Genomic DNA, 14,681 nt, shown 5'->3' with positions numbered 1-14,681 from the left:
CTCATGAAAAAATTATTTCCGTCACTGGTTGCAGTGAAAAGAATTACATCCACAGTTCCCCGTTCCAATTTTGCAGATGCTGAGTTGGAGAAATTAGCGAGACTAATTTTAGATTCAGGAGGATTGATTAATCCGATAATTGTCCGCCGAAACGGTATGGATGCCTACGAGATAGTAGACGGAGATTTTGAATACTACGCGGCGGTGAGAGCAAAGGAAATAGAATCTCTCAAAGGCGAGACAATCGGAGCATTCATCCTCGAAGAAGAAAATGAAGAGCTTCTCCTCCAACAACTTGAAATCCTCAGAAAAACCGCAATCACTGAGAACTTAGTTGAGAACCCAGAAACCGGATTTTTGTACGACAATACTTCGTCGCAGCCGGCAGATTCAATAACAAACGCAGTTTCTGTGGTCGAAGTTCCTAAATCCTGTGAGAATGAAACTCCTCAATCATCATCCAGTTTAGAACAGCGGCTAACCAATCTTGAAGCTCAGTTTGAAAACCAAATTAATGAATTAAAAGCCGAGTATGCCCGTGAAAAACAGGTATTAGCACTGAGTATACAAGAAGTTGAAAACCGACTTTTACAACAAGTATCTCTGTTAGTTGAAGCTGGGTTAGCAAACAGAATTAATGAGTTGAAATCAGAGTCGCCACCGGAAAAACAAGTGGTGGTAGAGAGGATACCAGAAGTTAAAAAAGTAACTTCGGAATCAATGTCGGCGTTGGAAGCACTAAATAATTTAGATCAATCTGCACTGTTCGCGAATTTTAAAGATGCTGGATTAAAGCTTCCAGTAATCAAAACAATCATCGAACAGCGAGGTGTGCGACAGTTTACATCATTTGCAAATGTGGTGGAACGTGTTGATAAGTTAGGTGACAAAACAATGATTAAAATAATTGACAAGTGGCAAAAATACTCATAACTTGCAACTCCTGCGGCTACTCGCAACGTCAGCCCGATCGCCCTGACGCCAAAAAAAGTAAAGATGAGTAAAGCATTGTATCGTTGGTGTCCCACAGGCAGTTAAACTCATCACAGTCGCTTTTTTTAGGAATTGCAGTAACTTTTGCTGTAGCACGGGCGAGGGCGGGACGCCATCGCCCGGGCTGTCACCGCACAGCCAGCCGCACAGGTACAGCAGCAAAGCGATATCTCCCCCAGATAACCGAGTGCGATCCTAGACTTGGAAGACTCAGGCCAAGAAACCCTTATAACTTAACCACAGTCTGGGTAAGGTGTTTGTCTCGCACCCTACAATTAGAGTTCTTGGGTTGGTCATGCTGCACTTAAAATGCAGGCTGTAAAGTGCAAATATACATAAACACCCAAACACCAGATTTTAATGAGAAAAGGGGACTTATAACAAGATGGAGCGATCGTCGGATCAAAACCGAATAGTTGAATATTTGCGAATTAAGCCAATTAGTCACAGCCAGATTTACACTTCCCAAATTGCAGTACCAGAGCCTCATCGGGGCGAAATTCCTCGCGAACGCCGCGAAGCTCTCAGGAGAAGTCTGATCGAGCAAGGCAGCAACTTAATTCCTTTAATTGTACGCCCTACAGAAGCTTATAGCAACGAAGAAGAATATGAAGTAGTCTGCGGCTCAGATTGGTGTATTGTTGCTAAAGAACTCGGCATCGAGCAAATGTGGGCTTGGGTATTTGAAATGACTGACGAGGAGGTAGCTGTTGCTCAAGCAGAAATGGAACATTTAGCTCCGCAACCTACTCAGAAAACTGCACAAATTGAGACTGTACTGCAACAATTTGAGCTATCATTTCAAAAAAAGGTAGATAGTCTAACAAAACAAATAGAACAATCTGTTAAAAAAAATGAAGATCTGCTAAAAAAGCACGTAAAAGCTCTCACTGAGCAGAACTTTGAGCGTAATCAAATAGAACAGATTAAGCATTTGCTCGAACAAGTGGAAAAAGCATTTCATGAAAAGGTAGATAAAATGGCTAAAAAAATTGAACAATCGAGCAGCAACCGTCCGCCAACATCGGCTGTTATTTCTGAGGGAAATCTAGAAGGTGCTTTGAGACAGTTGGATGAACTGGAAAAACTACTGTCAACAAAATTAGAACGCACAGTCCAAACAATTAATCAGTTTGTTTCCGACGCTATTGAAGACGTAGAAAATGACCTGAAAAATCAAATTGAAACGCTCCGCCGCCAACTGGGAGCCACAGTGACGCACTCAGAAATACAGCCAGAGGCACAACCGAAGAAGCAGTCAAAAACGCAGCCGAAGAAGCAGTCGAAAGCACAGCAGAAACCTCAGTTACCGCAGTTGCAGTTGGAGTTGCCGTTTCCGTCCCCAGAAGAAGACTACGAAAGTCTTTCGCTGAGACGGTTGAAGGCGATCGGCAAAGACAGGAAAGTGCGGGGCTACGCGCGCATGAAACGACCGGAAATTCTGGCCGCTCTCAGGGACACTGACGGCGAATAAAGCGGTAATTGCTAATAGTTAAAGACTAATTAGATCGATTCCGGCAACAATCACGGAGGGTGCAACCGGATTCGATATAATTCATCTGCATTAATCTGTGTTGCATCTGCCCTCATCTGCGGTAAAAAAAAGTGAATATATTAACCGCAGATGACAAGGGATTGACGCCGATTCACGCAGATTAATATCAGAGAGATATGAAGAATTATGATGCTAGATTTGATATTGTTCGGTGTTCGATCGCATTTTTTTGCAAAAAGCGCGATCGGGCTTTCAGAACAGTCCTCGGCAGAGGTATGAAAAGCTTGCTAAAATAGACACACAACCTCTTACTCCTCAGCCAGCAGCCATGTCCGCAACCGCAGAATTAGCTACTACCCAAGAGATACCAGAACAAGAGATACCGGAAAACTTTATCTTTCCTCCCGGCGATTTAGAGAGTGATGAACCTCCGGTGGAAACAGAACTGCACCTGCGACAAATAATCCTACTCCTCAACTGTCTAGAATGGCTGTGGCGAGATAGAAATGATTTCTATGCTGCTGGAGACCTCGCCCTTTATTACTGTTCTAAGCAACTCAAATCGAAGGACTTCCGAGGCTCAGACTTTTTTGTGGTACTCGGAACTGAACGCAAAACTCGGAAAAGCTGGGTAGTTTGGGATGAAGAGGGAAAGTACCCCAATATTATCGTAGAAATCCTGTCTCCCAAAACAGCGGATATAGACAAAAACTTTAAGAAACAACTCTATCAAGATACTTTTCGCACTCACGACTACTTTTGGTTTGACCCAGAAACTTTAGAATTAGCTGGGTTTCATTTACTTGATGGGGAATATGAAGCAATCGCACCGAACGAATTCGGGCATCTGCGAAGTCAGCAGCTCGATTTGAGTCTCGGAATTTGTGGCGGAAAATTGCGTTTCTTTACAGCAGAAGGAGAGCTTGTCCCTACTCCTCAAGAGGTTGCAGAAAGGGAGGCTCAACGAGCCGATCGCCTGGCCGCGAAACTGCGAGAATTAAACATTGATCCCGATACAATTTAGCGCATCCCCTACTCACAAAAACACGGTTTACTGCCGCGTGTATCGGTGCTTCACCCCAATCGGAAAATACTCCGCATCGCCCGTCTCCGTTAATGTCACCACAGGTAACTGATATTCGGGCGGCACATAATTAGCAAATTCGCTGTTTAGCCGCCGCAATTGTGCGAGAATTGAAGATGCGATCGCCTGCTTCATCTCCTCATCGCCCTCCACCCCCGCTGCTAATTCCACAACCACCGATAAAAACCGATTTTGATCCGCATTTTCCTTGACTTGCAGCACAAATTTTCCCGTCACCCATTCCCGAATGGTGGGAACTTCTAAACCTACGGTGACATTTTCCGGGTAAATGTTAGCACCGAAGTAGGAAACGGTAAAGTGCGTTAGCGAAGCCCTCGAAGAGGATCGCCCAAATACATAGACAAATGGCAAGCAGCGAATTCCTCTGGGGAAATCAGGAACTTTCATACCTGCTGCTTGCTGCAAATGTGCCACAGGGTTAAATCCCCATTCAGCCAAAAAATTGAGCATTGCTTCGTAAGAAATTAAACCGCCGTTATCCGAGATGTGATAGCGTATTAGCGGGATGCCATTGTCACCAGAAAATAATAGCGTGCCGTCATTATTAACTTCAAAAAAGCGGCTTTTCGGATCGTACTGTACCAGCGTTGGCAACCGCGATTCCCCGAATAAATTGCGTGCTGCTTCGGGATTGTTTGCTAAAAAGCGACGGATGCAAATACTCAGCGGTGTCTCGTTGCCCAAAACGCCCGCATCGGCAGTACCGTAAAGGCTCGCAGAGTTGTAATATAGATTGTCAGAATGAGTGCGATCGCTCACCAAACTCCGCCATTCTTCGCTAAAAACTTCCCCCGCAAACACCATCTTAATTCGGTATTTTTGCCACTCCACACCCCCAGCAATTCCGCTATCAATCACATCCTTGATAAACGGCGGATATCCCAACAAAACTACTTGCTCAAAATGCTCCCCAAGTTCCTGCACAACTCGGAATATTTCAGTCTTATTATTCCCAGGCGTCACAACTGTAACTGGATAGCCCTTACTCGCTAGATAGCGGCAGCAATTTGCCGTGTACATTCCACCTACCCAAGTTCCCAACGCAAAGCAAATGACAGCTAAAGTTGAGCGATTGTCGGCGGAAAAACTGTCGTGAAATATTTGTTCAAAACGAGCGGCAATTTGCAACTCGTCGCTGATAAAACGCGGCCAAAATGTCGGGTTTCCTGTCGAACCAGATGAAACAGCAATGAAATCGCAAGTTTCTAATTTGCCCTGGTAGCACAACTGAGGTAGCGGGTGACAGCGTAAATAATTCTCTTTGGTAATTAGCGGCAATTTTTGGAAGTCTTCAAAGGTTTGAATTGAGGCGGGATTGATGTTATGTTCAGTTAGGAAAGTCTGGTAAGCTGGTACTGTGGCCGCGACTTTTTGAAAAAGCGCGTGAAGCGCAGCTATCCCGTAGGGAATCGCCCCGGATTCGGCAACTCGACTCTGCTGCTGTTGTAATGGTTCTTCAAGCGGCGCCCTCAAAAACTCTTCAAACGCCCCAATTGCTCGCTGACGCTGTTCTGGCTGCATGATTTGCTCCTTAAAATGCGTATTGTAAAACTTCGTTGAGTTTGTAAGCACTTATAAGCAATAGTAGTATGATATTATCATAGCGGTCGAGTGAAATACGCGCAATCTCAAAAAGAAAAGCCTTAAATGCAGTTAACAGAACGACATATCATTAAATCTACGGAACACCGTTTCGCTGAAATTGATCGACTAGCTTTTAAATCCAAGAATCTCTACAATGCCGCCAACTACGTCATTCGTCAGAGTTTTATTTATGGATGGGGCTATGTCGGCTACAACGAAATGAACCGCTTAATGAAGTCTCACGAAGCGTACAAGGCTTTACCTGCCAAGGTTAGCCAACAAATCTTAATGGTGTTGGACAAGAATTGGAAATCATTCTTTGAAGCGGTTAAAGCTTACAAAACGGATTCCTCTAAATTCACTGGTCGCCCAAAACTGCCGAAATACAAAGATAAAACTAAAGGGCGAAACATTCTCGTTTACACAATTCAAGCAATTAGCAGCAAACAGTTGAAAAAGGGAATCATTAAACTTTCGGGGACTGACCTTTCGATCAAAACTAAAATTAATCCCGCTCGAATTTGCTTTCGTCAGATTAGTTACCAAATGCGATTGCTATGTAATGGAGGTGATTTATGATGAACCGGAGTCCACCTTTAGTGGTGACAACTTTGTAGCTAGCATTGATTTAGGACTGGATAATTTAGCGGCGCTAACTTCAAGTCAACCGGGGTTTACCCCACTGTTGGTTAATGGGCGACCGTTGAAATCTATCAACCAGTTCTACAACAAGCGCAAAGCCAAGTTGCAATGTCAGTTGAAAGGAAATCGCAGAACCTCATGTCGCATTCAGCGTTTAACTCGCTGTCGCCACCAAAAAGTTGATAATTACTTGCATCACACAAGTCGCCTAATTGTTGACCATTTGGTAGCGAAACAAATTGGGACGCTAGTAATTGGTAAGAATGCACAATGGAAAACCGAGATCGATCTAGGGAAGCAAACTAACCAAAACTTTGTCAGCATTCCTCACGCTCGATTAATCGAGATTTTGGATTACAAAGCTCGACTGGTTGGAATCGAAGTAATTGTACAAGAAGAGTCCTACACCTCGCGAGCGAACTTCCTGGGTTTAGACCCAATCCCAGTTTACGGAAAAACTGATAAAGACCCCGTTTTCACGGGCAAGCGAATTAAACGAGGTTTGTACAAAACATCAATTGGTCAATTAATCAATTCTGATGTTAACGGTTCGTACAATATCCTCAGAAAAGCAATCTCAAATGCGTTTAGCAATGGGATAGGGAGCTGCGTAGTTCAGCCGAGGCGGGTCAATCCGCTCAAAGTAAAAGTGAAAGGGGCGGGGCTTGAAGCCTCCCATGTCTATAAATGACTATACTTTTACCAGCTATTTTGCACCTCGATCGCTCAAGATTCAATTAGTAGCGCTAACACCCGATCGCACATTGGACTGGACACTAAAAATTTGAACACATTTTGAGGTCGATCGAAAAAATGGCGCAGTAGATAAACTTCCATAGCACGAAACCGCTGTTTTCACAATAACCACAGGGGATAGCCAAGCTGCCGATCGACTAATAAACACTGACACACTATGGCAAGATTAATTCAGCGATCGCCCAAAACTCCCAGTCTCAGTCAAGCGTGAAAATCCGACGCAGCAAGTTCCAATGAACAATCCCATCTACCCCGGCATAACTCTCAACAATCACTACCGCATCGTCCGCGAATTGGGACACGGAGGCTTCGGGCGCACCTACCTCGCTGAAGATGCCCACCGATTTAACGAACCCTGCGTTTTAAAAGAATTTGCGCCCCAAGTACATGGAAGTTACGCTTTACAAAAATCCGAGGAACTGTTCGAGCGGGAAGCGGGAGTGCTCTACAAGCTGCAACACAATCAAATCCCCCGCTTTCGCGAACTCTTCCGCGTCAGTATCAGCGATCGAGGCTACCTATTTCTCGTCCAAGACTACGTGCCGGGCCAAAGTTACCGCTTTCTGCTCGACGCCCGCAAGCGTCAGGGTTTGCGGTTCATAGAAGCAGAAATCAATCAACTGCTGCTGCAGATTTTGCCCGTGCTCGAATACATTCACTCTTTGGGAGTGATTCACCGCGACATCTCCCCGGACAACCTGATTCTGCGGAGTTCTGACGGGATGCCAGTGCTGATCGACTTCGGCGGAGTAAAACAAGTCGCCGCCACCGTAGAGTCTCTTTTCGCTGAGGCTAACGGCACTCTCGCCCCCGCGACTCGCATCGGCAAGCTCGGCTACGCTCCCGTCGAACAGATGCAGATGGGTATCGTCTCTCCCCACAGCGATTTGTACGCTCTGGCGGCCACGGTTTTAGTGTTGCTGACTGGGAAGGAACCCCATCAATTGCTCGACAGCCAGACGCTGAATTGGAACTGGCGGGCGGAATGTTCTCTGTCTCCGAATTTGTCCCTGGTGCTGGATAAAATGCTTGCTCAGCAGCCGAGCCAGCGTTATTCCTCGGCTCGCGAGGTAATGCTCGCTCTCTCCGGCAATCCGCCTTTACAGCCACATTTGCCACCAGCCCCGGATTTTGGGATCACGCAGCCACCGGATCTCTCGCCTATACCCGTGCCCGCTCCCACGCCAAAACTGCCGGGCACTCCGGTGCGAATTGCTGCTATTGGCAATCAGCAAAAAATGCCTGCTTGGAAAATGGTTTTGTTTGTGGTGGCGGTGCTATCAACTATGGGGGGAGTTGGCTGGTTTGCGGGCAATTCTTTGTTAAATCTGCAATCAAAAGTGCAGAAAGTTCCCCAGCCTTCAAGCCCGAGGCAGCAGCAAGAAGATGCTTTGCAAGATCGCTTTGTAAAGCTCAAAATTGACGATCGATTCTATAACGGTTACGTCAACCTTGTGGACGAGACTTTCTATGCCAAATACCCGGAATTGGGGGGACGATTGTTAAAAGAAGGCGAGGAAGATCGCCAGTGGCGCGAAAGGTGGCAGAAAATCGGCGACGAGTTGCTCGACAAGCTGGAAAATATCAGCAGCGGCGCTAGAGCGCGGTTGGGCACTTACGACACCACTGATATCGATCGCTGGAAAACTGAGGTTAACAAGCTGAATTTGAGCAGTCGGGCTTTGTACGATTTGGCTGATGCTAAGTTCTTTTCTTGGTTTCCACAACAGCCGCGCGATCGCAATATCATCGGTTTGCCGATCGGACAAATTTGGCAAGCAATTACCGCCGACCAACTCGAAGCCTTACAAGCTGGAGCAACTGTCGAAAGCGTTGAATTTGACCGCCTATCGAAGAGCAAAAGCCTCACAGGCAATCTCAAACCCGGAGAAGGGAAAGCTTACATTGCCAGGTTGGCTCAAAATCAAACTTTGCGCGTGAATTTGCAAGCACCGCGCAAATCTACCCTACTGTCAATTTATACTCCGGGGGGGACAAAGGGCGCGCGAGCTTTGCTGGAAGATGCAGAGGGACTTAGTTGGTCAGGATTGCTGGATGATGCTGGTTTTTATGAATTCGTGGTAGTTTCTCAGGCATCCGAGCCGATCGCTTACGAGTTGAACCTGACGGCCGAATAACTGCTATTGACAATCAAGCATCCAGGATACAAGCCCCCGGATTCATTCCAACGCACAAACTCAGGACTCAGAAATAAAAAACCTGTATCCGATGAAACTTGCCCCCCGAATTTATCCGTGGGGTCGCCTCTAAAATCTAAAATCTAAAATCTAAAATCTAAAATCGATTGACGCTCTCTATCCACCCGCGCAATAATAAGGTAATACCGATCAGGTAAGTTTTCCTGTTCAAACAAAGAATATGCTGAGATTCGCGATCGTAGCTTTAGTGACTTTTGGATTAGTATTGGTGACTGGACTAGGTTTACATCCTGCCAATGCGACAGTCAGCACTCCCGAATTTTATGCTTGGAACTTTGCCTCTGTAGGCAGTAGCGAGCTGGTTTGTAAAAAGACCGTGGTAGTTCCGCAGAACCTGATAATTCCGTCATCATCAATGCACGCTGTCAGTATTACTTCTGCAATTGTAGATAAAAAGTTTTGCGCGAATTCCACTAAGCCTGTGAATTAAGGCAGTGCATAATAGGATTTCCGGTTAGAGAACCATAATTAAGTTCTCCGTTAGTCGATTTGAGATTTGAGATTTGAGATTTACTTCACAGATGAATCTGGCAGGTTGAACCTTAATCTAAAATTTTTATCTCTCCACGGCTGTTGTCTGAAAGCAAATATCCTTTTTTGGATGAATCAGGACGCTGCATCCTGATTCATCCATTGAGAAAAAACTCTAGTTTTCAGTAAAAACACGGACTAATTATGAACAATTAACCGGACATCATATAAGTGATAGCCTGAGTAATTTCCGCCATCGGCGCACTGAAACTCTTGGCTAATTTCTTTTATGAGAAATATTGAAGATTTTGTAATAAAAGTTTATCAAACGAGTCGGGCGCAGCAGTTTTCTGCTCTTGAAAGAGAGCGAAATCTCCCCAATTTAGGCAGTTCTTTGATTGTGACTTAAGAACCGAGGGGAAATATTCAGCCATTTGGCTAATGGTTTATTGGCTAATTAGCTGAATTATTAATTTGCTAGTTTGAGTATGCTAGAGTTAGTCAGGTTCAGATATATAGTGCCATCTGTTATCTAAGTATCATGCTCAAAATTTTGGTAATTGAAGACGACGAATTAATCCGGGAAACTCTTCTGCAACTCCTGGAATCTCACAGCTACCGGGTCATTGCGGCCGAGAACGGTCGAGCTGGGGTGCAGATGGCACTTTCGGAGATACCGGATTTAATTTTGTGCGATGTGCAGATGCCGGAACTCGACGGTTATGACGTGTTGCGGACTCTGCGGCAAAACTCGCTAGCTGGAACAATTCCATTTATTTTCCTCACGGCTCAAAGTGACAAAACCGATTTTCGTCGGGGGATGGAATTGGGGGCAGACGATTACTTGACAAAGCCGTTTACCAAGGCTGAATTGCTGGGAGCCATTGCTTCTCGCGTCTTGAAACGGCAAACTATTACTCAACCGCTGACAGTCGCGCTTCACCAAGCAGAAGCCAGACTCAAAGATTTAGTTAACGACTCCACCAAGGTTACGACTCTCTCTCCTGAAAAGTTTGCTCTCGAAGCTTTGCTGCGCCACGCTTTGGAACAAGGTGAGTTTCAGGTATACTATCAGCCACAAGTGAATATTGCTACCGGGCAAGTTATCGGCGCCGAAGCTTTAGTGCGCTGGCAAAATCCCGATCGAGGAATAATTTCTCCCGGAGAATTTATTCCCTTAGCAGAAGAAACAGGTTTAATTATTCAGATTGGCGAGTGGGTACTGCTTTCAGCTTGCGCTCAAGCCGCTAGTTGGCTGGCGGCGGGGTTTTCGCCCTTTACAATATCAGTAAACTTGTCGGCCCGGCAGTTGTCTGACCCGGAACTCAAGGCGCGAATCGTCCAAATATTGGAAACTACAGGTTTAGAGCCTGCTAATTTAGAATTAGAAATGACCGAAAGCGCTTTGGTGGAAAATGCGACAGTAGCAGGCGCTACTTTAAACCAACTAAAAGCTCTAGGAATTCGGATTGCTATTGACGACTTCGGCACCGGTTACGCTACTTTAGGATATCTTAAGCAATTTGCTTTTGACAGTTTAAAGATCGATCGAATTTTCGTCCGTAATGCCAACGAAGATACTCAAAATGCTGCTATTACTACAGCAGTAATTTTACTGGGTCACAGTTTGAATATGACTGTAATTGCTGAGGGAGTGGAAACAGAAGCAGAACTAGATTTTTTGAAACAACATCAGTGCGATATCATGCAGGGGTATCTGTTCAGTCGCCCCGAACCAGCAGCGATAATTGAAAGTATGTTGGTTGCCGACCCGAGTTTGTTCGCGCCGCCCCCAGTAGTAGCACCTGCTCGCGTTGTTCCTTTTGTACCTGTGTCCGAACCCGAAAAATCTAAAAACCTTTCAATGTCGGGTCTAGGAATAGTGTAAGTGTTACCAAAATTTCTATTTTATAGGATAAAATTCTTTCTTTTACCTTCTATTTTCTGCAGAAAAGTTGACGCTTCCTCATAAAAAGTTGTAGCTTTTGATGATAGGCGAATCAATGAAGGAGATTGTTCCCCATATTGCTCTACTGCTTCCCCTTTTATGCGCTAGGCGCCCCTAATTGGACTATTTGAGAAAGTGTGGCGTCTTGAAATTGCAAGCTTTTATCAAGTTGCAGGAGGTAAACTCAATTAAGTTCCTACTTTGGGACTGGCAGTTTCAAGAACTGTCCAACTGGAATTGGTGCAAGCCTGTCATGGAAAGAATATTAGTGGTGGACGACGAAGCAGACTGTCAAACAGTCTTAGCAATGTACCTGGAAAGTCAAGGATATCGGGTGGAATGCGCTAATTCAGGGGTTGAGGCGCTCTCGATTTTTGAAAATGCCCCCCCAGATTTGGTAATTTCAGATGTCATGATGCCGGAAATGGACGGGTTTGAGTTTTGTCGCCGTTTGCGAACTACCCGTTTGGGACAGTTAGTCCCCTTTATATTTTTGTCGGGTCAAGGCGAGTTGGAGTCAAAAGTTGAAGGTCATTCGATCGGCGGTGACGATTATCTGGTAAAACCTTTTCAGTCTGAAGAAATCTTAGCCAAGGTAAAGGCGCAGTTAGAGCGCTCTCACCGGATTCACGCCGAAATTGTCCGACTGCTGCAAACTTCTAGCGGTAGGGCGGTGGAACCACAACTTGTGGCAGTATTGCCAGCACCTGCACCTTTGCCTTTAACACCAGCCGAGGAAAGAGTTTTTTGGGAGGTTATCCAGGGTTATACTAACAAACAAATTAGCGATCGGCTGTTTATTAGCCCCCGGACTGTGCAAGCTCATTTAGGCAGCATTTTCAGCAAATTACAATTAGAAAATCGTGCCCAGCTTGTGAGATTTGCCCTAGAAAGAGGATACAAACCACCTCAAACTTAGCTCGGATCTCAACCTAGGGTGCGCCAGCCAGCCAGTGGATTTTAGATTTTAGATTTTAGATTTTAGATTTACTCCACAGATTCATCTGGGAACTCAAACTTTAGTCTAAAATTTGGAGATTTCCACTACTTAAGTCGGGGGCTTGTATCCGTTTTTTGGCCGGGTCAGTCGATTTTAGATTTTAGATTTTAGATTTACTCCACAGATTCATCTGGGAACTCAAACTTTAGTCTAAAATTTGGAGATTTCCACTACTTAAGTCGGGGGCTTGTATCCGTTTTTGTGCCGGGATCAAAAACTCCCGTAGCTGCCAAAAAAATGGAGGCTGACGCACTCAGCAGGCAAATTATTCCACATTCAAAACACAATAAGGAAAATTCGTTATCACGCAAACCCCCGGCCCCAAATTCGTACCCCGCAAGTTGGCACGTTCCAAATCAGCCTGTCGCACGTTATTCGCCGCATCAATATTTGTCCCGGTCAATTGAGCCCTAGGAAGCCTGGTATTTGACAAAATAGCAGCCTGCAAATTACTCTCGCGCACATCCGCGAAAGACAAATCCGCTCCGCTTAAATTCGCACGATTCAAATTCACTCTAAACACCAGCGAACGCCTCAAATCGGCATTCGACAAATTAGCTTCCAGCAGAGAAGCTTCGGCCAGATTCGCATTAAAAAGTTTAGCACCGCGCAAATCCGCACTCGTCAGATTAGCTCGCCCCAAAAAAGCATTAGACAAATCCGCATTTCGCAGATTAGCATCGTACAACTCAGCACCGTACAACTCAGCGTTGACTAAATTAGCATTAGACAAATTAGCATCACTTAAATCCGCTTCTAGCAAATTAGCTTCATAGAGATTTGCTCCGCTTAAATCCGCTCCTCTTAAATTAGCTCTGTACAAGCTAGCCTTGAACAAATCAGCATTTCTCAAGTCACAGCCCTCGCACTCTTTAGTTTCCAGCAATTGCCTAACATGATCTGGATTTTGAGCTTGAACGGGATCGACCAGCCCAAACAAAGCTAAACTTGCCGTTACAGTTGCCAAGAGTTTAAGTTTCACAAACAAACCTCACTGCTACTTCAAAAAAATTATACTAGCAAACTATAGACTTTAAACCCATATCCTTCTCTCTTTTCTCTTGCTCTGCGTTCTCTGCGCCCTCTGCGGTAAATCTTCAAAAAAATGATTCGCAGCCAAGGATATAGGCCAGCTTCCAGCAAGGCGGGCAAAGCCCGCCCTACTTAACTTAATTAAGCTTCATCTAAAGCAGCAACACCAGGCAATTCCTTACCTTCGAGCAGCTCCAAACTAGCACCACCACCAGTAGAAATGTGGCTCATTTGTTCACCTAAATTCAACTGTTCAACAGCCGCCACCGAGTCACCACCACCGATAATTGTGGTAGTACCAGTTTTAGTAAGTCCAGCCAAAGAATGAGCGATACCTTCAGTTCCCACAGCAAACTTCTCCATCTCAAACACGCCCATGGGCCCGTTCCAGATAACAGTTTTGCAATCGGCCAAAGCATCTTGGAAAGTTTTTACTGAATCCGGGCCGATATCCAAACCCATCCAACCGTCGGGGATGCTTTCAACAGAGACAGTTTGAGTGTTAGCATCAGCAGCAAACTTGTCAGCAACTACCACATCAGTAGGTAACAGAAAAGCAACTCCCCGTTCCTTCGCCTTAGCTTCCAAAGACTTAGCCAGTTCCAGCTTGTCCTCTTCCACTAAAGACTTGCCCACGTTCAAGCCGCGAGCTTTGTAGAACGTGAAAACCATGCCACCACCCAACAGCAGTTTGTCGCACTTTTCGAGCAGTTTTTCAATGACTCCAATCTTGCTGGAAACCTTTGAACCGCCGATTATAGCAGCTAAAGGACGCTGAGGATTGTCGATCGCACTGCCGAGATATTGCAGTTCCTTCTCCATCAAAAACCCAGCCACAGAAGGACTCAGATACTTAGTAACACCCTCAGTAGAAGCGTGAGCCCGGTGAGCCGTACCAAAAGCATCATTGACATACAAATCCGCCACAGAAGCTAACTTCTTAGCAAATTCTGGGTCGTTTGCCTCCTCCTCTGGGTAGAAGCGGACATTTTCCAGCAACAGCACATCGCCATCTTGCATCGCGGCGACTGTAGCAGCGACTTCATCACCGATGCAGTCGTCAGTCTTTTTGACCTCTTTGCCCAACAATTCCGACAGGCGCACAGCAACGGGCGTCAAGCGCAACTTCTCCGTCACACCCTTGGGACGGCCGAAGTGGCTGCACAAAATCACCTTAGCGCCCTTGGACGCTAAATCTTGAATTGTCGGCAGAGCCGCCCGGATGCGAGTATCATCGGTGATATTGCCGTTGTCGAGCGGCACGTTAAAGTCCGCCCGCACCAATACCCGTTTGCCCGATAAGTCCGATGCCGATAAATTTGCTACAGTTTTTTTTGTCACAGGATTAACCTCCTAATATGTGTGTTTTTGTCGAATTCCGTTGAAATGGCGGCACTGGTAACTTGCACCCCGGCCTCGGACGCATTCAACCGCGC

The 14,681-nt window shown here is 45.6% G+C and carries 10 protein-coding genes and 1 pseudogene; 8 read left to right on the top strand and 3 right to left on the bottom strand.

Features of this window, described 5'->3' with window-relative positions:
- Nucleotides 1-3 precede the first annotated feature (3 nt).
- The 3 genes from QUB37_RS17565 to QUB37_RS17555 all read left to right on the top strand — a co-directional run bounded on the left by QUB37_RS17565 (nucleotide 4) and on the right by QUB37_RS17555 (nucleotide 3,512).
- Nucleotides 4-933, top strand: a complete 930-nt coding sequence (locus QUB37_RS17565; protein WP_333164283.1) for a ParB N-terminal domain-containing protein — start codon at nucleotides 4-6, stop codon at nucleotides 931-933.
- Nucleotides 934-1,378: 445 nt separating this feature from the next.
- Nucleotides 1,379-2,467 (top strand): Rho termination factor (modular protein), encoded by a 1,089-nt coding sequence (locus tag QUB37_RS17560; RefSeq protein ID WP_333164281.1) that lies wholly within the window; start codon nucleotides 1,379-1,381, stop codon nucleotides 2,465-2,467.
- Between the two features lie 349 nt (nucleotides 2,468-2,816).
- Entirely contained in the window at nucleotides 2,817-3,512 is a 696-nt protein-coding gene (locus tag QUB37_RS17555; protein ID WP_333164369.1) for a Uma2 family endonuclease, read from the top strand.
- A gap of 27 nt (nucleotides 3,513-3,539) precedes the next feature.
- Here the strand turns inward: QUB37_RS17555 and QUB37_RS17550 are convergent, their stop codons facing one another.
- Entirely contained in the window at nucleotides 3,540-5,114 is a 1,575-nt protein-coding gene (locus tag QUB37_RS17550) for a phenylacetate--CoA ligase family protein (protein WP_333164279.1), read from the bottom strand.
- Nucleotides 5,115-5,240: 126 nt separating this feature from the next.
- Between QUB37_RS17550 and QUB37_RS17545 the strand changes: the two are divergent.
- The 5 genes and pseudogenes from QUB37_RS17545 (at nucleotide 5,241) to QUB37_RS17525 (ending at nucleotide 12,132) form a co-directional block, all read left to right on the top strand.
- Nucleotides 5,241-6,510: pseudogene (locus QUB37_RS17545) on the top strand (RNA-guided endonuclease InsQ/TnpB family protein).
- A gap of 298 nt (nucleotides 6,511-6,808) precedes the next feature.
- Nucleotides 6,809-8,713 carry a serine/threonine-protein kinase gene (locus tag QUB37_RS17540; RefSeq protein ID WP_333164277.1) on the top strand — a complete coding sequence of 635 codons (1,905 nt, stop codon included), beginning with the start codon at nucleotides 6,809-6,811 and terminating at the stop codon, nucleotides 8,711-8,713.
- 241 nt (nucleotides 8,714-8,954) lie between these two features.
- On the top strand, nucleotides 8,955-9,224 hold the full coding sequence (locus QUB37_RS17535) for a hypothetical protein (protein ID WP_333164274.1): 270 nt from the start codon (nucleotides 8,955-8,957) through the stop codon (nucleotides 9,222-9,224).
- A 582-nt stretch (nucleotides 9,225-9,806) separates the two neighbouring features.
- Complete coding sequence (locus QUB37_RS17530) at nucleotides 9,807-11,153, top strand: EAL domain-containing response regulator (protein ID WP_333164272.1); 1,347 nt, start codon at nucleotides 9,807-9,809, stop codon at nucleotides 11,151-11,153.
- Nucleotides 11,154-11,358: 205 nt separating this feature from the next.
- The gene (locus tag QUB37_RS17525) at nucleotides 11,359-12,132 is read left to right on the top strand and encodes a response regulator (RefSeq protein WP_445251298.1); all 774 of its coding nucleotides are present in this window, start codon (nucleotides 11,359-11,361) and stop codon (nucleotides 12,130-12,132) included.
- A 346-nt stretch (nucleotides 12,133-12,478) separates the two neighbouring features.
- On the opposite strand, the gene QUB37_RS17520 is transcribed toward QUB37_RS17525, so the two are convergent.
- Nucleotides 12,479-13,195 carry a pentapeptide repeat-containing protein gene (locus QUB37_RS17520; protein ID WP_333164270.1) on the bottom strand — a complete coding sequence of 239 codons (717 nt, stop codon included), beginning with the start codon at nucleotides 13,193-13,195 and terminating at the stop codon, nucleotides 12,479-12,481.
- A 191-nt stretch (nucleotides 13,196-13,386) separates the two neighbouring features.
- Nucleotides 13,387-14,586 (bottom strand): phosphoglycerate kinase, encoded by a 1,200-nt coding sequence (locus QUB37_RS17515; protein WP_333065849.1) that lies wholly within the window; start codon nucleotides 14,584-14,586, stop codon nucleotides 13,387-13,389.
- Between the last annotated feature and the right edge of the window lie 95 nt (nucleotides 14,587-14,681).

This window comes from Microcoleus sp. AT3-A2 (genome assembly GCF_036705685.1).
Lineage (GTDB): Bacteria > Cyanobacteriota > Cyanobacteriia > Cyanobacteriales > Microcoleaceae > Microcoleus.
Note: the sequence above shows the minus strand (reverse complement) of the source record. Positions and strands in the feature narration are given on the sequence as shown.